Origin of the sequence: Nocardia asteroides (assembly GCF_021183625.1) — a bacterium.
GTDB lineage: Bacteria > Actinomycetota > Actinomycetes > Mycobacteriales > Mycobacteriaceae > Nocardia > Nocardia asteroides_A.
Map to the genome: position 1 here is coordinate 1,077,211 of NZ_CP089214.1, position 20,142 is coordinate 1,097,352.

19 protein-coding genes are annotated in these 20,142 nt (G+C 73.5%); 3 read left to right on the forward strand and 16 right to left on the reverse strand.

Annotated elements, in window-relative coordinates:
• Positions 1 to 37: 37 nt before the first annotated feature.
• Together LTT61_RS05330 and LTT61_RS05335 are read left to right on the forward strand one after the other, a co-directional pair.
• On the forward strand, positions 38 to 358 hold the full coding sequence (locus LTT61_RS05330; RefSeq protein WP_233018812.1) for a hypothetical protein: 321 nt from the start codon (positions 38 to 40) through the stop codon (positions 356 to 358).
• 14 nt (positions 359 to 372) lie between these two features.
• Positions 373 to 1,389 (forward strand): DUF6745 domain-containing protein, encoded by a 1,017-nt coding sequence (locus LTT61_RS05335; protein ID WP_233018813.1) that lies wholly within the window; start codon positions 373 to 375, stop codon positions 1,387 to 1,389.
• Between the two features lie 97 nt (positions 1,390 to 1,486).
• Here LTT61_RS05335 and LTT61_RS05340 read toward each other — a convergent pair whose 3' ends face one another.
• The 12 genes from LTT61_RS05340 to LTT61_RS05395 form a co-directional block, all read right to left on the reverse strand.
• Positions 1,487 to 2,611 carry a glycosyltransferase gene (locus tag LTT61_RS05340; protein ID WP_233018814.1) on the reverse strand — a complete coding sequence of 375 codons (1,125 nt, stop codon included), beginning with the start codon at positions 2,609 to 2,611 and terminating at the stop codon, positions 1,487 to 1,489.
• Positions 2,608 to 3,936, reverse strand: coding sequence for a glutamate-1-semialdehyde 2,1-aminomutase (locus LTT61_RS05345; protein WP_233018815.1), 1,329 nt, complete (start codon positions 3,934 to 3,936; stop codon positions 2,608 to 2,610). Before LTT61_RS05345 ends, LTT61_RS05340 begins: the two co-directional genes overlap by 4 nt.
• Positions 3,937 to 3,953: 17 nt before the next feature.
• On the reverse strand, positions 3,954 to 4,550 hold the full coding sequence (locus tag LTT61_RS05350; RefSeq protein WP_233018816.1) for a YdcF family protein: 597 nt from the start codon (positions 4,548 to 4,550) through the stop codon (positions 3,954 to 3,956).
• Between the two features lies 1 nt (position 4,551).
• Positions 4,552 to 5,880, reverse strand: a complete 1,329-nt coding sequence (locus LTT61_RS05355) for a glycoside hydrolase family 55 protein (protein WP_233018817.1) — start codon at positions 5,878 to 5,880, stop codon at positions 4,552 to 4,554.
• Positions 5,877 to 7,382, reverse strand: coding sequence for a protein tyrosine kinase (locus LTT61_RS05360; RefSeq protein WP_233018818.1), 1,506 nt, complete (start codon positions 7,380 to 7,382; stop codon positions 5,877 to 5,879). Before LTT61_RS05360 ends, LTT61_RS05355 begins: the two co-directional genes overlap by 4 nt.
• The gene (locus tag LTT61_RS05365; RefSeq protein WP_233018819.1) at positions 7,379 to 8,758 is read right to left on the reverse strand and encodes a hypothetical protein; all 1,380 of its coding nucleotides are present in this window, start codon (positions 8,756 to 8,758) and stop codon (positions 7,379 to 7,381) included. Before LTT61_RS05365 ends, LTT61_RS05360 begins: the two co-directional genes overlap by 4 nt.
• A gap of 9 nt (positions 8,759 to 8,767) precedes the next feature.
• Positions 8,768 to 9,772: a CgeB family protein gene (locus LTT61_RS05370; RefSeq protein WP_233018820.1), complete on the reverse strand. Its 1,005-nt coding sequence runs from the start codon at positions 9,770 to 9,772 to the stop codon at positions 8,768 to 8,770.
• A complete protein-coding gene (locus tag LTT61_RS05375; protein ID WP_233018821.1) occupies positions 9,769 to 11,241 on the reverse strand; it encodes a lipopolysaccharide biosynthesis protein in 1,473 nt (490 codons plus the stop codon). The genes LTT61_RS05370 and LTT61_RS05375 overlap by 4 nt, the downstream gene beginning before the upstream one ends.
• The gene (locus tag LTT61_RS05380; RefSeq protein ID WP_233018822.1) at positions 11,238 to 12,392 is read right to left on the reverse strand and encodes a glycosyltransferase family 4 protein; all 1,155 of its coding nucleotides are present in this window, start codon (positions 12,390 to 12,392) and stop codon (positions 11,238 to 11,240) included. Before LTT61_RS05380 ends, LTT61_RS05375 begins: the two co-directional genes overlap by 4 nt.
• Positions 12,389 to 13,426, reverse strand: a complete 1,038-nt coding sequence (locus LTT61_RS05385) for a glycosyltransferase family 4 protein (protein ID WP_233020883.1) — start codon at positions 13,424 to 13,426, stop codon at positions 12,389 to 12,391. Before LTT61_RS05385 ends, LTT61_RS05380 begins: the two co-directional genes overlap by 4 nt.
• Before the next feature lie 23 nt (positions 13,427 to 13,449).
• Positions 13,450 to 14,286: a glycosyltransferase family 2 protein gene (locus LTT61_RS05390; RefSeq protein ID WP_233018823.1), complete on the reverse strand. Its 837-nt coding sequence runs from the start codon at positions 14,284 to 14,286 to the stop codon at positions 13,450 to 13,452.
• Positions 14,287 to 14,555: 269 nt separating this feature from the next.
• Positions 14,556 to 15,656, reverse strand: coding sequence for a class I SAM-dependent methyltransferase (locus tag LTT61_RS05395; RefSeq protein ID WP_233018824.1), 1,101 nt, complete (start codon positions 15,654 to 15,656; stop codon positions 14,556 to 14,558).
• A gap of 14 nt (positions 15,657 to 15,670) precedes the next feature.
• Between LTT61_RS05395 and rfbC the strand changes: the two genes are divergently transcribed.
• On the forward strand, positions 15,671 to 16,237 hold the full coding sequence (rfbC, locus tag LTT61_RS05400) for a dTDP-4-dehydrorhamnose 3,5-epimerase (RefSeq protein ID WP_233018825.1): 567 nt from the start codon (positions 15,671 to 15,673) through the stop codon (positions 16,235 to 16,237).
• Here the strand turns inward: rfbC and LTT61_RS05405 are convergent.
• The 4 genes from LTT61_RS05405 to LTT61_RS05420 are packed head-to-tail and all read right to left on the reverse strand — an operon-like array spanning position 16,221 to position 19,927.
• On the reverse strand, positions 16,221 to 17,249 hold the full coding sequence (locus LTT61_RS05405; protein WP_233018826.1) for an NAD-dependent epimerase/dehydratase family protein: 1,029 nt from the start codon (positions 17,247 to 17,249) through the stop codon (positions 16,221 to 16,223). The two genes, rfbC and LTT61_RS05405, sit on opposite strands and share 17 nt — an antisense overlap.
• Before the next feature lie 4 nt (positions 17,250 to 17,253).
• Entirely contained in the window at positions 17,254 to 17,904 is a 651-nt protein-coding gene (locus LTT61_RS05410; protein ID WP_233018827.1) for a PIG-L deacetylase family protein, read from the reverse strand.
• Positions 17,901 to 18,683: a glucose-1-phosphate cytidylyltransferase gene (locus LTT61_RS05415; protein ID WP_233018828.1), complete on the reverse strand. Its 783-nt coding sequence runs from the start codon at positions 18,681 to 18,683 to the stop codon at positions 17,901 to 17,903. The genes LTT61_RS05410 and LTT61_RS05415 overlap by 4 nt, the downstream gene beginning before the upstream one ends.
• Positions 18,680 to 19,927 (reverse strand): class I SAM-dependent methyltransferase, encoded by a 1,248-nt coding sequence (locus LTT61_RS05420; RefSeq protein WP_233018829.1) that lies wholly within the window; start codon positions 19,925 to 19,927, stop codon positions 18,680 to 18,682. Before LTT61_RS05420 ends, LTT61_RS05415 begins: the two co-directional genes overlap by 4 nt.
• Positions 19,928 to 20,142: the final 215 nt, after the last annotated feature.

Consider the following 20,142-nt stretch of genomic DNA (forward strand, 5'->3'; position numbering starts at 1 on the left):
GCGCAGCGGGCGCCGGCGAACGTCGCGGGGAGAAGACATGTTCCGACAGGGAGACGTCCTGATCGTGCCGGTGCCGGCGGAGTCGGTGCCGCGGCACGCGGTCGACGCCGCGGGGGAGCCGCGCGACGCGCGCGGCCGGATGGTGCTGGCGCTCGGCGAGGTCACCGGCCACGCGCACGCCCTCGTCGCGCCGGGGAAACTGGTGCGCACCGGCGCCGAGCGCATGCTGCTGCACCTGCCCGAGGGCGGGCGGCTGAGCCACGAGGAGCACGCCGCCATCGGGCTGCCGCGCGGCTGGTACCGGGTGGTCAGGCAGCGCGAATACACCCCGTCCGCCATCCGCATCGTCGCCGACTGAGCACGGGAGCACCGATGAGCATCGACACCTGGCGCGACGTCGCCGCCACCACCGGCCCCGCCGACCGCCCCGCCGCCGAGGCCGCGGTCCGGCTCGCCTACCACCGCGCCGGGCTGCCCGCCCCCGGCACCGTGATCTGGGCCGGCTCCCCCGCCTCCGCGGTCACCGCCGTCCGCGCGCTGACGAATCCCGGTGCCTCCGTGCGGGATCGGGTGCGCACCCGGCCGTGGGCCGCCGAGCGGGCCCGGCTCGCCGCCGAGCTCGGCCAGGACGGCTGGGCGACCCGCTGGGCCGACACCGGCGCCCGGCTCTGGGATCTCACCCGTGCGCTCACCGGCATCGTCCGCGAGCAGGTGGTCGCCGTGCACACCGGCGCGGCCCCCGATGCCGAGTCCCGTGCCCGCATCGAGAGCGAGACTCGCGCGATCCTGCTCGACGCCGTGCTCGGCCAGCACGACGCGCCCTGGCTCGCGGCCTTCGACGGCGCCCCCGCGCTGGCCGGAGTAGCCGGGGTCGCCCGCACCGCGGGCTGGTGGTGGCCGTACGAGCACGCCGTCGTGCTCAGCGAGCGCCCCACCCGGCTGCTGCGCGACGAGGCGGGCAGGCTGCACTGCGGCGACGGCGCCGCGCTCGCCTACCCCGACGGGTTCGCGCTGCACGCCTGGAGCGGCATGCCGGTCCCCGCCGAGCTGGTCGCCGACCTGAGCACCCTCACCCCCGAGCGCATCCGGGTCGAGGAGAACGCCGAGCTGCGCCGCGTCATGCTCGAGCACTTCGGTTACGACCGCTACCTCGCCGAATCGCACGCCGAGCCGGTGCACCGCGACGAGACCGGCATCCTCTGGCGCATCCCGCTCCCCGGTGACGAGGATGTCGTCATGGTCGAGGTGGTCAACTCCACCGCCGAGCCGGACGGCAGTTTCCGCACCTACTGGCTGCGGGTTCCGCCCGGCACGGCCACCGCCAAGGCCGGGGTGGCGTGGACCTTCGGGCTGGACGCCGACGAGTACGAGCCGCAGCGGCAGACCTGAGCCGGATTCGCATCGTGCCGCTGCGCAGCCGGCTCGGCCGGGCGGAAGACCGCGCGCCTCGGCATGCCGAGCGATGGCCGCCGCCCGCCTGACCAGCTCACACGGTGGCGGCCGCCATGGCCTGGTCCACCACCGCCACCATCTTGGCGCGAAACGCCTCCGGGCCGAACGTCTCCGCGTGCGCGCGCACGGCGGCGGGGGCGTAGGTGGTGATGTCATGGGCGCCGATGACCTCGGCGAAGCCGTCGACCACGGCGTCGTCGTCACCCGGGGGGACGTGGGCGCCGCTGAGGCCGGGGAGCACGGTGTCGAGCGCACCGCCGGAGCCGACGGCGAGGACGGGGGCGCCGCAGGCCATGGCCTCGACCGGGACGATGCCGAAGTCCTCGACGCCGGGCATGAGCAGGGCGCCGCAGCGGCGGTACATGTCGACGAGGACATCGTCGGGGGCGGCGCCGAGGAAGGTGGTCTCGGGGCCGGCGAGCGCCTCCAGCTGGCGGCGGTAGCGGCCGTCGCCGACGACGACGAGGCGGCGGCCGGTGCGCTGGGCGATGCGGATGGCGAGGTCGGGGCGCTTGTAGGGCACCAGGCGGCCGGCGAAGAGCAGGAAGTCCTCGCGCGGGATCGAGGCGTCGGGGGCGAAGCGGTCGAGGCGGACCGGGGGGTGCACGACCGAGGCGGGCAGCCCCCACCAGTCGCGGACGCGGTCGGCGACGGCGCGGGAGTTGGCGACCACGCCGGTGAGCCGGGGGGCGGCGGCGAGTTCGGCGCGCCTGGCGAGCACGCCGAGGGTGGCGAGCGCGGCGCGGCCGAGCGGGCCACCGGCCTCGCGGGCGCGGAAGGCGGGGTCCCAGGCCCAGCGCGCGGGGCTGTGCACGTAGGCGATCGCGGGGGCGTCGGTGGCGAGCGCGGCCTGCACGGCGAAGGCGTGGTGGCTGATCACCACGGCGTCGAACTCGCGCAGCGGGAGGCCGCGCAGGGCGCGCGGCACCAGCGGGAGCAGCGGGGCGTGCGAGCGGCGGCCGGTGGCGGCGTGCAGCCGGTTCAGCCAGGTGGTCTCGATGGTGTCCCAGGGCGGGTGGGCGATGTCGGGCGCCGCGGCGGGGTCGACGAGGGGGGCGAAGACCCGGGCCCGCGGCCAGGCGCGGGCGAACTCGCCGACCACGGCCTCGGAGCCGCCGTACTCGGTGAAGCGTTCGTGCACGATCGCGATCCTGGTCATCGCAGCACCTGCGCGAGCCGGCGCGGAGCGGCGGTGGCGCGCAGCGCGGGGGCGACCGGGCGGCCGTCGAGCAGGCCGTCGACCGTGCCGCGGGCGAGCGCATCGGCGTAGACGGCGGCGGCGCCGCGCACGGCCTCGACGGTGTGGTCGATGTCGGCGTCGGTGTGCGCGGCCGAGGTCACGAAGGACTGGCCGAGCACACCGCGGCGGAGCAGCTCGCCGAGGAACAGCGTGCGGAACTCCTGCGAGGGCTGCCCGGCCGGGTCGAGGGTCTGGAAGACCAGGCAGGAGGGGCGCCCGGCGACCCGCAGGTACTCGCCGATCCCGAGCTCGGCGACCACCGCCTCGAACCCGGCGCGCAACCGCAGCCCGGCGCGCTCCATCCGGCCGATCGGGTCGGTTGTGGCGTAGGCGTGCACGACGGCGCGGAACGCGGCGAGCGCGCCGGTCTCCGGGCCGTGCGTGGTGGAGAGCAGGAAGACCCGCCGCTCGTCGGTGCGCAGCCCGCCGCGCTCCATGTACTCGCGCTTGCCGGCGAGCGCGGCGAGCGGGAAGCCGTTCCCCATCGCCTTGCCCCAGCAGGAGAGGTCCGGCGCGACGCCGTACACCGCCTGCGCACCCCCCGCCGACCAGCGGAAACCGGTGATCATCTCGTCGAAGATCAGCAGCGCGCCGTACCGGTCGCAGAGCGCGCGCACCGCGGCCAGGTAGCCGGGCGGCGGCTCGTGCAGCGCGGTGGCGGCCTCCATGATCACGCAGGCGACCTCGTTCCCGGCCAGCATCGCCTCCAGCGCGGCGGCGTCGCCGTACGGGAAGGAGACGGTGCCGGGTTCGGGGATGCCCGCCGACATGGCGGTGGTGCCGATGAACCAGTCGTCGACGGAGAAGAACGGCTGCGCGCAGGCCGCGACGGTCACCCGGCCGGTGACGGCGCGGGCCAGCCGGACCGCGGCGGTGGTGGCGTCCGAGCCGTTCTTGCCGAACTTCACCATGTCGGCGGCGGGCACCAGCTCCAGGAAGTCCTCGGCGGCGGCGAGCTCCAGCGTGGTGGGGCGGGAGAAGTTGCTGCCGTCGGCGATGGCGGCGGTCACCGCATCGACCACCGGCCGGTAGCCGTGGCCGAGCGTGACGGCGCGCAGCCCCATCCCGTACTCGACGAATTCGTTGCCGTCGGCGTCGGTCACCCGGCAGCCGCTGCCGCGCACCAGCACCGGCGCCATCCCCTCCGGGTACTGGTCGTCGCCCCTGGCGTAGGTGTGCGCGCCGCCGGGCACCAGTTCGTGCAGCCGCGCCTGGGCGGCATTGCTCCGCGAGAAATCCGTCACGGTCGCTCCTTCCCGGCTCAGCAGCCGATCTCGGTGAAAGCCCTGAGGTAGCCCGCGCTCTGGCGCAGGTACATCCAGGCGGTGAAGGCGAGGTCGGTGCGGCTCGGGCTGGCCACCATGGTCAGTTCGCCGCCGAAACACTTGCCCACGATGTACCTGGCCCGCGACACGTGCGGGGTGAAGGTGACGACGATGATGTGCTGCCAGTGCTCGGCCGCCGCCCGCCGCCCGATCTCCTGCGCCTCGCCCTGCGTGGTCCACGGGTCCGGCTCGAAGCACGAGACCCGGAAGATGTGCCCGCCATCGCAGTAGCGCGCCATGACCGGGTCTTTCAGCCCGGTCGATGCCGAGATGACCAGCTCCGGCGCGAGCCCGCGCTCGGCCAGCTCCAGCCCGACGTCGAAGCGCTCGTACGGCGTGCCGCCGAGCACGACGATGGCATCGGCCGGCCGCAGCGGATCCACCTGGGGGTGCACGAAGACCGGCAGCCCTGCCGCCGTCAGCGCGGCGATGACCAGCGACAACCCGGCCAGCCCGAGCGCCACCCGGCGCAGCACCGGCCACCGCGGCCCCGGGGCGGGCGCGGGGTCGACGGGTTCCGGTGGCGCGGTCATCTCAGCGGGCCGGCCGATCCCTGCCCAGCGGGGCTGTGGTCAGCGCGCCGCCGGGCGCGACGACCAGCCGCCAGTAGCCGCCCTCCGGGTCGCGCAGCACCACCCCGGCGTCGGCGCGGTCGGAGACGTAGGCGCCGCTCGGCAGGATCGAGGAGACCGCGGCGCCGTCGGCGGCCCGCGCGCGCAGGATCTCGCTGTCGCCCGCGGCCTGGGCGGTCACCGTCCCGGTGAAGCTGGGGCGGTACGTGCGGCCGCGGCCGATCACCTGCCAGTGCTCGGGGAACGCGCCCGCGTCGATGTCATCGCCCGCGCTGGAGACGAGGTTGATGGCGGTGCCCTCCGGGCAGCGCTCGGGGTCGATCCGCAGCTCGACCGGGCGCCGCCCCGGGTCCGGGTCGAAGGCGATGTTGGCCAGGTAGGGCTGGCGGCAGTGCACCAGGTCGAGCACGACCGAGCGCGCGGCGGCCTTGCAGTTCACCATCCCGAACTGCGACGGCCCGCCCTGCCCGGCCGCTCCGACCTGCACCGCCACCTCGGCGCCCTCGAACCAGACGTTGGTGAGCCACCAGTTGTTGGCCGCGCCGTCGATCAGGATGTGCCGGTCGGTGGTGGTCAGGTCGTTGTCGGAGACGAATTCGCTGTTGCTGATGGAGAGCCCGGCATTGTGGTCGTTGCCGGTGCCGAGCACGCCGATCCAGTTGCTGGTGAACTTCGAGGAGGTCACGTAGTTCTGGATGCACGAGGTCACCAGCCCGACCCCGAAGTTGTTGATGTCGCAGTCGATGAACGAGGTGCCGCCGGTGTTGCTGTCCAGGACGATGCCGCGCTGCCGCAGGTAGCGCGGGTGGTTCTCGCTGATGTGGTTGCCGCGCACCAGCACCTGGTCGAAGCCGCACCGGAAGCAGTTGCTCAGCTTGATGGCGGTGGAGTTCTGGCCGGTCAGGTAGAAGCCGAGGCGGGAGAAGCGGATCCGCTGCTTGTCCTTCAGCGACACCAGCGTGGTGTCCCGGTCGCAGAAGACCGTGGTGAGGTCGGAGCCGTCGCCGTAGACGACGGCGCCGTCCGGCAGGTCCGGCCACGCGGTGACGGTGTAGTCGCCCGCGGGCAGGTAGAGCACCGGTGGCGCGCCCTCGGTCTTCGCCGCGGCCGCGATCGCGGCGGTGTCGTCGGCCTTGCCGTCACCGAGCGCGCCGAACTCGCGGACGTTGCGCACGGTCGGGCTCACCGGCCCGGTCCGGGCGGGCGCCTCCGGCGCCTCGCAGGCGACCAGCGGCACCGCCGCCGCGCCGAGCCCGGCGGCGAGCAGGTGCCGTCGCCGTAGACCACTCACTTCTCCTGCCCGGGTTCCACCGCAGGCGCGGTGCGCTTGGGGCTGCGCCGGGTGAGCCGCTGCCACCAGCTCCGGCCGGTGTTCACGGTGACCAGCCCGGTGATGGTGGCGCCCGCCGCGGTCAGCGTGGCCAGCGCGGCCTCGGCCCGGTCGGTGCGGGCGTCGCCGAGCACGACGACGCCGACGGTGCTCGCGGCCCGGCCTGCCAGCGCGACCGCGTCCGCGGAGTCGCCGGGCGCGGCGGCGTCGATCAGCACGTGGTCGTACTTCTCCCTGGCCGCCCGCAGCACCGCGACGAACCGGGCGGAGGCGAGCAGGTCCGCGGTCTGGCCGTCGGCGGCGCCGAGCGGGAGCACCGCGAAGTTGCCGCCGGGCCACGGGGTGACGGCCTCCTCCACCGAGCCGTCGCCGCGCAGCAGCGCGGCCAGCCCGCCGGTGTGCCAGGCGGCCGCGACCGAGGCGGGGAGCTTCTCCGGCTGCGGCTTGTCCGCGGGCGGGGCCTCCGGGATGTTGCGCAGGTCGAGCTTGGTGGTCTGCTGCGCGGCGTTCTCCTGCGCCTCGCCCGCGCCGACCAGTGCCAGGTCGGGCTGCGGTTGCGGGGCGCCGTTGCGCACCGGCCAGTCGATCTCAGGGGCGGGCAGCAGCGCCGACGACCCGGTGCGGGTGGTGTCGGCGTCGATCAGCAGCACCCGGCTCCCGGTCGCGGCCAGCGCGCCGGCCAGCCCGATGGCGAGCGCGGGCTCGGAGCGCGCGCCGATGCCGGTGAGCAGCACCGTCTTCGTCGCCTCCGGCAGCCGGGAGCGCAGCGCGCGCAGGTCGTCGCGCTCGGAGTCGGTGCCGAGCGCGACCGAGCCGAGCAGCGGCCTGCCGAGCGGGGCCAGGTCGGCGCCGGTGCGCACCCTGCGGTCGAAGAGCTCGAGCAGCAGCGCGACCCCGCCGCCGAGTACGAGCCCGCCGACCGCGCCGAGCACGAGCAGCTTGGTGTTCCCGCCCGCTGCCGCGGCCGGGCGCTCGGCGCGGTCGACCACGGCGACCCTGGCCTGCGGGGCAGCGGTGTCCTCGATCGTCTCCAGCTCGGTGACGAGCGCGCGGAACTGCGAGACGGTCTCGTCGGTGAGCAGCCGGGAGCGCTCGGCCTCGGAGTCGGTCACCGTGATCCGCAGCAGCGCGGTGGCCGGCGGCGAGTCCACCGAGACCATGCCGCGCAGCTCCTCGCGGGTGAGCCCGAGCCCGAGCTGGCCGATCACTCGGTCCAGCACGAAGTCGCTGCCGACCAGCTCCAGGTACGAGCGCACCCGCTGCTGCGCGGCCAGCCCGCCCTGGTAGGAGTCGGCCACCGAGGTGCCGGTCGCCATCGACACGTAGACCGTGCTGGTGGCGCTGTAGGACTTCGGCGCCGACTGCGCCGAGAAGGCCGCCAGCGCGATACCGAGCACGAGCCCGGCCAGCAGGACGGGCCAGCGGCGGCGCGCGATCGCCAGGTAGTCGGAGAGTTCCCTCATTGTTTTCCTTCGCTTCCCACCGGCACGGGGACTGCTGCCGCGACCGGCGCCGTCGTCCGTTCCCGGTGCCGCCGCCATTCGCCCACCGCGAGGCGGACCATCCAGGCCAGTACCACTACTTGCAGATATTTGCCGAGCGTCTCGGCGGTGCCGAGCATGCCGCGCTCGAAGACCACCGGCACCTCGATCAGCCCGATCCCGAACAGCACCGGAACCATATGCCGCGCGTACAGCGCACGCGACCACGCGATCAGCACGATCGCGGTGAAGACCACCCCGATCACCACCCCGGCGTAGCCGCCGAGCACGTACCCCTCCGGGATGCTGCCCTCCGCCAGCGAGACCGAGACCTGGCTCATGTCCACCGACGCGCCGCGCACGTCGGTCGCCCACGCCGTTCCGGCCTGCAGCTTCTCGCCGGGCAGCAGCTGCCCCGGCACCAGGCTGCGGGCCAGCGCGGTGACCACCTGGTCGGGGGTCAGCCAGCTGCCCGGCTTGGTGAAGTAGGCGTCGGTCGCCGCCTCCAGCAGGTCGAAGCGGCGCAGCAGGGAGAGGAACGGCCGTACCGGCTCCGGGTAGGCGGCGTCCACCGAGGCCGCCTGGGCGCGCAGGTACGGCGTCGACTTCAGCGACTGCAGCCAGTCGAAGCCGGCGATGCCCGCCACCGAGACCGCCCCGATGCCGAGCACCTTCTCCCTGGTCCAGCCGGTCAGCGCGAAGCGGACCGCGACGGCGAGCGCCGCGCCGAGCACCGGCGTCTTGGACTGGATGGCCGTCGTCCACCACAGCTCACCGAGGACCAGGAAGCCGAGCAGCAGCATGGTGTCCCGGTTCCGCGCGGGCCTGGCCAGCACGATCAACCCGACCGCGCCGAGCGTGGCCGGCATGGCGAGCAGGCTGAGCACCGGCGAGGCGCTGGCGACCTCGCCCGCCGCCCCCGCCGACCCGCTCGCGACGCTGGCCAGCCGGGCCAGCGTGCCGAGCGCGTAGAGCACGAGCAGCGTGCCCATCATGTTCGGATCACCGGCCAGCGGCACCGGCCGCCGCGGCCGGGGGCCGCGCCGGCGCGACCACAGCGCGTACCCGAGCATCAGCAGCGCGTAGACGACGAGGCCGAAGGCGACCGGGGTGAGCGCCTGCTCGATGCCGCGGTCGTAGCCGAGCGCGACCAGCCGCGGGTCGGCCACGTTGTCGCCGAAGCTCGCCGCGGGCTGCACGACGAGCAGCACCACCGGCCGCGCCACGTAGGACATGGCCCAGTACACCGCCTGCGCGATGAGCAGCACCCGGAGTACGCCGGAGAGCAGCAGCGCGGCGATCACCATCGTGACCAGCGCGGCCACGATGATCGTCAGCGGGGTGTTGCCGATCAGCACTCCGGCACCCTAGTCGAGCGCATTCAGGATCTCCCGCGCGCGGTCGGCATAGCTGTGCCCGCCCTCGACGATCCGCCGGTACCCCGCCTCGGCGATCTTGACGGCCTGGTCCGGGAAGAGCGCGCAGCGCTCCAGGATCTCGTCCAGTTCGTCCCGGCTGGAGAACAGGAACGCCTCGGCGCCGTCGTCGAGCAGCTCGGCGTGCTCGTCGGTGCGCTCGCCGACGAAGAGCCCGCCCGCCGCGGGCACCTCGAAGGTGCGGCAGGTGTGGGTGTCCCGGTTGTCGGAGTTGAGCAGCACCAGGTTGGCCGTCACCGAGGCGACGGTCATCGAGAAGTCCTCGCCGAACACGCCGGGTCTGACCTCGGCGCGGGTGGTGCGCAGCCGCCGCACCCGGCGCCAACCCGGCCCGGCCACCAGCAGCTGCGCGCCGTAGGTGCGGGCCAGCGAGACCATGCCGTCGCGCCGGTCCGGGCGGCAGGCGCCGATGAAGCCGACCAGGTACTGCCGGGTGGTGCGCTTGGCGGCCGGGTGGTGCCAGGCCGGGTCGTAGGCGCTGCGCACGAAGAGCGTCTCCTTGGCGCCGCGGGCCATGAGCTCGCGCAGGTTGTGCCGCTTGGTGGTGACCACCAGGTCCCACTCGGACTCGTGCGCCAGGTAGTCCGGGGTGGTGTTCTGCGGGTTGGCGACGTCGTCCGGGCTGTAGTGCACGTGCAGCGCGGCCGGGATGTCGAGCAGCCTGCGCTGGTCGAGGTGCACCGACTTGAAGCCGATGACCAGGTCGGGGCGGAGCTCGGCGCCTGCCCGCTCCAGCCGCTGGTGCACGCGGTCGATCGTCCACGGCGCGCGCTGCTCGTGCGACTTGGCGTAGAGCCAGGACGGCGAGAGCCGCGGCGGCAGCGTGGCCGCCGTCGAGTCGATCACCATCACCTCGTGCCCGAGGTGCCGGAAACCTTCGGCGAGCGAGCGGGCGTTGCTGCCGAGCCAGTCGTCGCCGACGAAGAGGATCTTCATCGTGTCCTTCTTTCCGCGCCGGCGGGCAGTACCCCGCCCGCGGCGCGTTCACGCACGATCAGCCCGCGCGTGCGGGCCAGATACCAGAGTGCTACGGCGAATTCGGCGGCCACGATGCCGCCGACCAGGGTCCAGACAGAGTGTGTGCGCGCCGCGACCAGCAGCGCGACGCCCGCGATGCAGGTGCCGACCAGCGCGCCGATCAGCACGCCGATGGTGTCCTGCCGCACCGGCAGGATGGCGGTGGTGATGAAGGAGGTGATGGTGGTGGCAGGCAGGATCAGCACCTCGAGCCGCAGCACCGCGACCGCCTCGGTGAACTGGTCGCCGAAGATCAGCGGCACCACGACCGGGGCGAGCAGCCAGAGCAGCGCGCTGGCCGCGCAGGCCAGCGCGGTACAGACGGTGAGGGCGCGCAGCGCGTCCGGCCAGAAGCGCTCGTCGCCGCCGCGCTTGGCCATCCGGGGCAGCAGCGCGAAGCCGATCGCGTCGAGCAGCGACTGCACCGCGCGGACCAGCCGGTCCGAGGCCGAGTACAGCCCGAGCGAGGCGGCGTTGAGCACCGCGCCGAACACCGTGGCCGAGCCCTGCCCGTAGCTGGTCACCAGCAGCCGCCCGGTGACCACCGGCGCCGCCGCGCGCAGCAGCGCGCCGACCCCGCGCGGGCGGCCCGGCGGGCCGAACCCGCGCCAGGTGTCCCACCAGGTCAGCGCCACGCAGAGCACCGAGTTGCCGAGCAGGCAGAGCAGCGCGACCTCGGCGGTCGGGATGCGCGGCAGCACCAGCACGAGCAGCAGCAGGTACGCGATCCGTGCCACCGCCTGGTAGAGCGTGGAGGCCCCGAACCGGCCCTGCCCGATCAGCAGCCAGTCCTCGGACATGGACCAGACGCCGCCGATGAAGAGCCCGAGCGCGATCATCCGCAGGTACTCCGGCGCGCCGATGGCGAGCACGACCGCGAGCGCGAGCGTCACCGCCCCGAGGATGCCGCCGCGGATGACCAGGTAGGTGCCGCGGGTGCGGTTGATCGATGCGGTCTGCTCGGCCGGGCTCCTGGTCTCGCTCGACTCCTGGACGCGGGCGGCCATGTACGAGGTGATGCCGAGGTCGACCAGCAGCGAGCCGATGAAGTAGGAGGACATCCCGATGGCGAGCATCCCGAGCCCCTCGGTGCCGAGCACCCTGGCCATGAGCGGCAGCGTCGCCACCGTCACCAGGTACTGGCCGTACTTGCCGAAGCTGACGTAGGCGATGTCGCGCGCGACCCCGAGCAACTCGCGCGTCCGCGACACCGGCTCGGCGGGCGGCGGCTTGACGATGATCGGGAGCTTCTGCGTCGGCCAGTCGGTGAAGGCCGGCATGACCTCGGTGGGCGGGTCGTACTCCGGCATCCGCAAGCCGTCGAGCGACACCGGGTAGTGCCGGTGCACTATCCGGATCGGGACGGTGTCCTCGGCGTAGCGGTTCACGGCGCGGCCACCGCCCTGCTACCGGTGACGGTCGCCAGCAGCCCGGTGACCGCGGTCGCGGTGGCGTCGATCCCGAAGTCGCGGGAGCGCTCGACCGCCGCGGTGCCGAGCCGGGTGCGCAGCGCGGGGTCGGCGGCGAGGCGGTCCAGCGCGGCGGCGAGCGCGGCCGGATCGCCGGGCGGGACCAGGATGCCGTCCACCTCCGGCCGGACGATCTCGGTCGGGCCGCCGGCGTCGGCGGCGAGCACCGCGCACCCCGCGCGCATCGCCTCGACCACGACCTGGCCGAACGGCTCCGCGGTCACCGAGCAGTGCACGGCGATGTCGGCATCGGCCAGGTACGGCCCCGGATCGGCGACGTGCCCGGTGAACTCGACCGGGATCGGCAGCGCGGCGGCCAACTCCTCGAGCCGGGCCCGGTACTCCTGCTCGTCGAAGAAGGTGCCGCCGACCAGGGTCACCGCGGCTGGCCGGTGCGCGGTCAGCGCGAGGGCGCGCAGCAGCACGTCCTGGCCCTTCCACTCGGTGAGCCTGCCCGCCATCACGATGCGCACGCCCTCGGCGGGGCGCTGCGGCGCGCGCGGCGGCAGCGCGGTCTCCTCGATGCCCGGGTAGGCCACGACGGCGGGCAGGCGCCGGGTGGCGAGGGTGCTCAGGGTGGCGCGGCTGTTGGCCACGACCCCGCGCGCGGCCCACCGGCCGAGCAGCCGAAGCGCGACGGCGAGAACCCGGCCGAAGTAGTCGGCGGAGATCCGGTCGTGCACCTGCCAGACCAGCGGGATTCCGGCCCGCCGCGCCGCTACCGCCCCCATCAGCAGCGCCTTGGTGCTCTGCGCGACCACCACATCGGCCTCCGCGCGGCGCAGTGTGTCGCCGATGGCGCGGCCGAGCCGCACCAGCTCCAGCGCCCCGCCTGCCAGCCGCAGCGGCCCTGAACCGGCGATGGTCAGCGAGCGGCTGTCGAAATCGTTGCGCTGCACGGTGACCGGGATGTCGCGGGCGCGGAGCAGCTCGACCAGTGGGCCGTCGGCGGTGAGCAGCGCCGACGGCCGCACCGCGGTGCCCGCGCGCAGCGCGGTGAGCAGCCGCAGGGTCGCCAGCTCGGCGCCGGAGGGGGCGGCGGTGTGGGTCAGGAAGACGGCGTCGATCATCCGGCGAGCTCCCGGTAGAGCGCGACGTGCCGGTCGGCGGCGGCCGGCCAGGAGAAGGTCTCGGCGTGCGCGCGGCAGCGCTGCGCGTCCGGCAGCTTGCCGTCCAGCGCCGTCACCAGCCTGGCGGCGAGCGCCTCGACGTCGCCCGCGGCCACGATCAGCGAATCGTCCAGCTCGCGCACGGAATCCGGCAGCCCGCCGCAGGCGGTCACCACCGGCGCCCGTCCGGCGGCGAGCGACTCCAGCGCGATCAACCCGAACCCCTCCAGCGCCACCGACGGCACCACGGTGAGCGCCGCCTCGGCGTAGAGCCCGGTCAACTCGGCGTCGCGCACCCGGCCGGCGAACCGCACGCTCGCGCCGAGCGGCTCGGCCTGCGCGCGCAGCGCGGGCTCGGCGGTGCCGGTGCCGACGATCACCAGCTCGGCCTCGGGGTGCGCGGCCAGCACGGCGGGCCAGCCGCGCAGCAGCACGTCGATCCCCATCCGGTGCTCCAGCCTGCGCACGCACAGCACCACCGGCCGGTCGCTCGCCGGGGCCGGACGGAAGTGGGTGAGGTCGACGCCGGGCGGGATCACCGAGATCTTCTCCGGGCGCACCCGGTAGTCGGTGACGAGCAGGTCGCGGAAGTGCCCGGAGAGCACGACGAACCGGTCCGCGCGCAGCGCGCGCACCCGCTCGAGCAGGTACTTGGCGCGGGTGGCCGCGGCGCCCTCGCCCGCCATCCTGCTCTCCGCCGCCCACGGGCCGTGGAAGTGCACGACCAGCGCCTCGCCGCGCCGCGCGGGCGGGCCGTAGAGCGCGAAATGCCGGTCGAGCACGGCTTTTCCGGCCGGCGCGTCGGCGTAGGCGGTGCGGGCGCGGTGCAGCGTGGAGCCGCCGATCGGCCCCAGGGAGCGGGCGCCGGCGGGAGCGGTACCGAAGGCGGCGGCGTCGACGGTGATGTCGGTGCGGGCGGCGAGCGCGGCGTGCAGGTCGGTGAAGTAGCGGTTCAGCCCGCCGGGGGCGGAGCCGAACCACTCCGACCCGGTCATCTGCACCCGCGGTGCGGCGCCGGTCATGCCTGCCCCCCGTGACGGGTGCGGATCAGCTGCCCGGTGCGCACCCGCAGCCGGTGCAGCGCCGCCCTGGCCAGCCGCAGGTCGCCGACGGCGACGTCGAGCGGGGAGAGCAGCCGCGGGCATTCGCGCGCGATGCGATGGTGGAAGCGCAGCATCTCGGTGAGCTTGCTCAGCGACGAGGTGCGGCTGGAGAGGTTGAAGGTCGAGTTCCGCCACGCCGCCGCCACCTCGGTGAGGCCGTAGAAGAGCCCGAACTGCCCGACCCGGGCGAACAGGTCGACGTCCATCGGGAAGACCAGGTCGCCGCGGAGCCCGCCGACCCGGTCGAAGTGCTCGCGCCGGAACATGGCGGCGGCGGTCGGGCCGAAGTCGGCGGGGCCGCGCCGGACGATGGTGCGGGCGAGCTCGCGCGGGCCGTGCACGCCGTCCAGCCCGGGCAGCCCGAGCCCGGTCTCGACCAGCGCGCCGCCCTCGTCGATCACCTGGAAGCGCGAGGAGCTCAGCGCGAACGCCCGGTCCCGCATGATCTCGAGCTGGGTGGCCAGCGAGCCGGGCAGCAGGATGTCGTCGGCGCAGACCACCTTGACCAGCTCGCCGGTGGAGAGCTCGATGACCCGGTTCCAGTTGTCGCCGATGCGCAGCGTGGAGTCGTTGCGCTCGATCCGCACGCGCGGGTCGCCGAAGGACGCGGCGATCTCGCCGGTCTCGTCGGTGCTCGCGTTGTCGAGGACGAGCAGTTCGAATTCGACGTCCTGGCTCAGAATCGAGCGCATCGTCGGTTCCAGGGTCCGTCCCGCCTGGTAGGCGGGAACACAGACCGAAAGGCTGACCATGTCCTCTCCTATAAACGGGATAAAAATGAATTCAGCAACATGTCGGCAATATGGCGGGAAATATCGGTTCAGCCTGATACGGCGCGAATCGAATGGACCGGAGACAGGTCCCGTGGTCTTTCATACCGCCCTCATTACGTGCAGCTCCGAAATTCTCGAATTTTCAATTCGACGGAGCAATGGTCAAGCTATCCTGATTCGACTAGCCGGGGAACCCCGGATTGCCGCCAGTGGGCGACCTCACAGCGCCGCACCGCCCCCTGTGCGCGTCAGCGGATCGGCGGCTCCCCGTTGCTCGTGGCCGGCTCGCCGACGAGCCAGCGCCCGGTCAGCTCGGGGTACCGCTCGGAGACCTCGGCCAGCAGGTCGGGCACGGTGAGCAGCACCCGGTCCGGGCGGGCGGCGACCAGCTCGGCGGGCGCGATGATCGGCACGTCGGTGCCAGGCATCCGCCTGCCCTGCTTGGCGGGCGAGGCGTCGGCCACCCCGGCCACCAGCTCCCGCCGGACCCCCGCCCGGCAGAACAGCGCCACCGCGCGGGACGCGGCGCCGTAGGCGTACACCCGCGCACCGCGGGCCGCCTCCAGTTCCAGTGCGGCGCGCAGCGTCTCGCGCTGGCGGTCGGCCGCGCGCTGCAGCCCGCCGACGAACGCCGGATCCGCCGAGCCCACCTCGCGGGCGAGGACCCGGCGCACCGCGGCGTCCGGCTCGGCCGGGCCGTGCACCGCGGCGATCAGCACCGTGCCGCCGTACAGCCCGAAATCCCAGGCCGTGACGACCGACATCCCGGCCGCGCCGAGCATCGCACGGAGCACCGCCAGGCTGTAGTAGGCGAAATGACCGTGCCGCAACGCATTCCACTGTTCTCCCGCGACGATGGTGTGCACGGGATGGTACTGCACCAGCAACACACCGCCGGGCGCGGTGGCCGCCGCGCGCTCGGCGACGGCGGCGCGCTGGTCACGCTCGTGCATGAGGCCGAAGCAGTCGAGCACCACGTCGGCGGGGGCGGTCGCGGGCGCGAAGCCGCGCGCGGCCAGCAACTCCAGCCAGCTTCCCCCGTGCGGGCTGCCGAACTCGCGCACGGTGCGCCCGCGCAGCAACCCCGCCTCGGCGGCCAGCGCGACCGCCTCGGCGGCCTGCTCGCGCAGCGCCCGCGGCTCGACGCCGCGCGGCTCGGCGGTCTCGGTGTCGTCCGCGGCGAGCTGGGCCAGCCCGCAGGCCGCGCAGAGCGCCATGGCCAGCGGGTGCGCCGCCTCGTCGGCGCGCACCGGCTCGCTCGCGGGCGGGAAGTGGTCGGCGGCGGGCATCCGGCCCAGGTCGAGCACCCGGGTCAGCACGGCGCCCCCGCAGGCCAGGCAGGTGCTCATGGCACGATCACCCGGTGCGTATCGAGCGGACCGAGCTCTCCGGCGTCCTCCTGCTGACCCCGAAGCCCTTCCACGACGAACGGGGCTTCTTCACCCGCACCTTCGACGCCGAGCTCTTCGACGCGGAGGTGGGCGCGGGCGTGAGCGCGACGTTCGCGCAGGACTCGCAGTCCCGCTCGGCGCGCGGCGTCGTCCGGGGGCTGCACGGGCGGCGCGGCCGCGGCGAGGCCAAGCTGGTGCGCTGCGCGCACGGCGCGGTGCACGACATCCTGGTCGACATCCGGCCGGACTCCCCCACCTTCGGCCGCAGCCGTGCCTTCCTCCTCGACGACAGCGACTTCCGGCACCTCTACGTGCCGCCCGGCTTCCTGCACGGCTTCCAGGCGCTCACCGAGACCGCGGACGTCTGCTACCGCATCGACCGCCCGCACGATCCCGCCGACGACCTCGCGGTGGCGCACGACGACCCCGACCTCGCGCTCGCCTGGCCGCAGCCGGTCACCGTGGTCTCCGCCCGGGACCGGGCGGCGGGCAGCTGGCGCGAGCTGCTGGCCGCCGAGCGGCTCACGCATCGGTTCTGACCCGGCGCAGCTCGGCGTCGATCAGCCCGCGCTCGCCGAGCGCGCGCAGCGTCGCCAGCCGGACGAAGGTGGAGCCGAAGGCGTCGGCGGTCAGCCCGCGGTCGCGGTACTCGCGGTAGAGCTGGGCGGCGCCGTCCGGAATGCTCCAGCGCGCCTCGAAGCCGAGGTCGCGCCGGGCCGCCTCGAAGTCGACCCGGTACGAGCGCGGGTCGGCGCCGGACTCGCCGGTGATGACCACCTCGGCGCCGGGAATCACGTCGGCCACCGCGTTCGCGATCTCCGCCACCGTGCGGTTGTTCCGCTCGGTGCCGATGTTGTAGGCGCGGCAGTGGATCGCCTCGACCGGGGCCTGCAGACACACCGCGAAGGCCGCCGCGATGTCCTCGGCGTGCACCAGCGGCCGCCACGGGGTGCCGTCCGAGAGCACCTTGACCACGCCGCTCAGCACCGCGTGGCCGACCAGGTTGTTCAGCACGATGTCGGCGCGCAGCCGGGGCGAGAAGCCGAAGGCGGTGGCGTTGCGCAGGAAGACCGGCGCGAAGCCGTCGTCGGCGATGGCCGCGACGTCGTCCTCGACCCGCACCTTGCTCTCCGCGTACGGGGTGAGCGGGCGCAGCGGCGCCGACTCGTCGACCAGGCCGTCCCCTGCCGAGCCGTAGACCGAGCAGGTGGAGGCGTAGAGGAAGCGGCGCACGCCCGCCTCCTTGGCCAGCCGGGCCAGCCGCACCGAGGCGTGGTGGTTGATGTCGTGCGTGATCTCCGGGACCAGCGCGCCGAGCGGGTCGTTGGAGAGCGCGGCCAGGTGGATCACCGCGTCGAAGCCCGCCAGCTGCGCGGCGGTGACGTCACGCAGGTCGACCGGGATGCCCGGCGGGTCCTGCGGCGCCGCGCCGAGCACGCAGTCGGCGAAATAGCCGGTGTCGAGGCCGGTGACCTCATGCCCCGCGGCCCGCAGCAGCGGCACCATCACGGTGCCGAGGTACCCCTGGTGCCCGGTGACGAGAACCCGCATCGCCCTACCCACTTCCCACATCGAGCACGATCTTGTCCATCAGGAAACCCTCCGCGTACGGCGCGTGGCACTGCACCCCGCGCAGCCGGGCCAGCCCGAGGAACGATTCGTCGTCGAACCAGTCCCGCTGTGCCTGCGAGGGGTAGTGCTTCGCCAGCAGCGCCGCCTTCTCGGCGGCCACCTCCGGCGTCACCGGGTGCAGCACCGTCGGGCGCGGCGTATCCGTCTCCCACTTGAGGATCTCGTAACCGAGCACCAGATGGTTACGGAACTCGGTCGGAACCAGCTCGGCCAGGGTCCGGTGATCCTGGTGCGCGTCGCCGCGGTGCGGCGCGAAGACCAGCTCCGGCTCGGTGCTCCGGCGGAACGCGGCGAGCGCGTCCTTCACCCGATCCCAGTGCGCGGGCACCCGCCCGTCCGGCACGTCGAGCACGGTGAGCGCCAGATCGGCGCCGGGGCAGAACGATTCGAGCGCCGCCCGCTCCTCGGCTTCTCGCGGCGTGCCCGCCCCGGAGAGGACGAGCGCGCGCACCCGCAGCCCGGCGTGCGCGCGCGCCAGCGTCAGCAGCGTCGCACCGGCGCCGATCGCGATGTCGTCGCAGTGCGCGCCGAGCAGCGCGATCTCGGTGAGCCGCGCGGGTACCAGCGCGATCACGACGCGGGACGCTCCCAGACCATCCAGGGCCGGTCGCCGCGGTGGTACCCGGTGTCCAGCTCGGCGCGCTCCTTGAAGGTGTCGGCCGGCTTCCAGAAGCCGAAGTGCTGGTAGCCGAAGAGCCTGCCCTGCGCGGCCAGCGCGCCGCAGGCGTCCTCGACCAGGTCGCCGCCCTCGGGCAGGTGGTCGAAGATCTCCTGGGTGAGCACGAAGTAGCCGCCGTTCTCCCAGATCGGCAGCTTGGCCACCGGGGTGATCTGCTTGACCTCGCCGCTCGGCAGCACGTCCACGCAGTGGAACGACGACTGCGGCGGCACGATCAACATCGAGGCCGCAGCGCCCGAGCGCTCGAAGCGCCCGACGACCTCGTCCAGCGGGGCGTCGGTGAGCACGTCGGAGTAGTTCGCCAGGAACATCTCGTCGCCGCCCAGGTGCGGGCGCGCCCGGCGCAGCCGCTCCCCGATCGCCGACTCCAGCCCGGTGTCCACGAAGGTGATGGTCCAGTCCGCGATGTCGGAGTCGAGCAGCTCGACCTCGCCGCCGCGGATGACGAAGTCGTTCGACATCGTCTCCTGGTAGGTCAGGAAGAAATTCTTGATGTGGTGCGCGCCGTAGCCGAGGCAGAGGATGAACTCGGTGTGGCCGTAGTGCGCGTAGTACCGCATGACGTGCCAGATCAGCGGCCGCGGCCCGACCATCTGCATGGGCTTGGGGACCACGTCGCTGTCGCTGTTGCGCATGCGCATGCCGTAGCCGCCACAGAACAGAACGACCTTCATCGGGTGCCGACCTCCGTGTCAACCGGATCGACCACGCGCACGGTCGGCAGCGGGAAGACCAGCCGGCCGCCCCACTCGCCGATGTGCCGCAACTGCGCGGTCAGCTCCGTCTCGAGATTCCAGGGCAGGACGACGACGACGTCCGGCCGGTCCGCGTCGATCCGCTCCGGCGAGTGGATCGGGATGCGGGTGCCCGGGGTGAACTTCCCGTGCTTGTAGGGGTTGCGATCGACCGTGTAGGCGAGCAGGTCGGGGCGGATGCCGCACCAGTTGAGCAGCGTGTTCCCCTTGCCCGGCGCGCCGTAGCCGACCACCGTCCGGCCCGCGGCCCGCTCCTCGAGCAGGAAGCGGAGCAGGTCGTGGCGGACCTCCTCGGCCCTGGTGCGCAGCACGGTGTACCCCGCGACGGTGTGCAGCCCGGCCTCGGCCTCCAGCGCGAGCAGCTCGGCCACCCGCTCGGTCGGCTCGGCCACCGCCTCCGGGCGGGCCCAGATCCGCAGCGAACCGCCGTGCGTCGGCAGCAGCTCGACATCGGCCACCGCCAGCCCGGCCACCGCGAGCGCCCGCTGCGCCGCCAGCAGCGTGTAGTACTGGAAATGCTCGTGGTAGATGGTGTCGAATTGGCCGAAGCGGACCAGATTCAGCGCGTGGTGCACCTCGATCGAGATCCAGCCGTCGTCGGCGACCAGCCCGCGCAGCGCGTGCGTGAAACCGCGCAGGTCCGGAATGTGGGCGTAGACATTGTTCGCTACCACCAGATCGGCCGGGCCGTGTTCGGCGCTGACCTTTTCGGCCAGTTCTTCGTCCAGGAATGCGGTCAGCGTCGGCACCCCGGCCTCGCGGGCGGCCGCGCCGACATTCACCGACGGCTCGATTCCCAGGCAGGGAACACCGGCGGCGACCACATTGCGCAGTAAATATCCGTCGTTGCTCGCCACCTCGACCACGAGGGAATCGCCGGTCAGCCCGAGCCGGAGCACGGCGTCGGAGACGAAGGTCTTCGCGTGCCGCACCCAGCTGTCCGAGTACGACGAGAAGTACGCGTACTCGGTGAAGGTCTCCTCCGGCGTGATCAGCGCGGGAATCTGCAGCAGCAGGCATTCCTCGCAGACCCGCAGGTGCAGGGGGTACGTGGGCTCGGGCAGATCGAGCTCGGCGGCGGACAGGAACTTCTCACAGGGTGGTGTGGCTCCCAGGTCGACCACACTGGTCAAGCTGGGCGAATCACACAGACGACAACGCACACGGGCTCCACATCGAAACAACAATCCCGCCGGAGCGCCCCGCAGCTCGAGAAGTTACTTCTCTACCGACCGGGAGAAAACTAGCATCACCGTGCGCGCGGCGCGACCCGAAGACTGACCGATTCCGCCCCGAAATCCCCGAACAGCTTGTTTCGAGTTACCGGCCCCGGCGACGGGTGTCCGAGATCACCGCGGCCGGAGCGGATCCCGGCCCG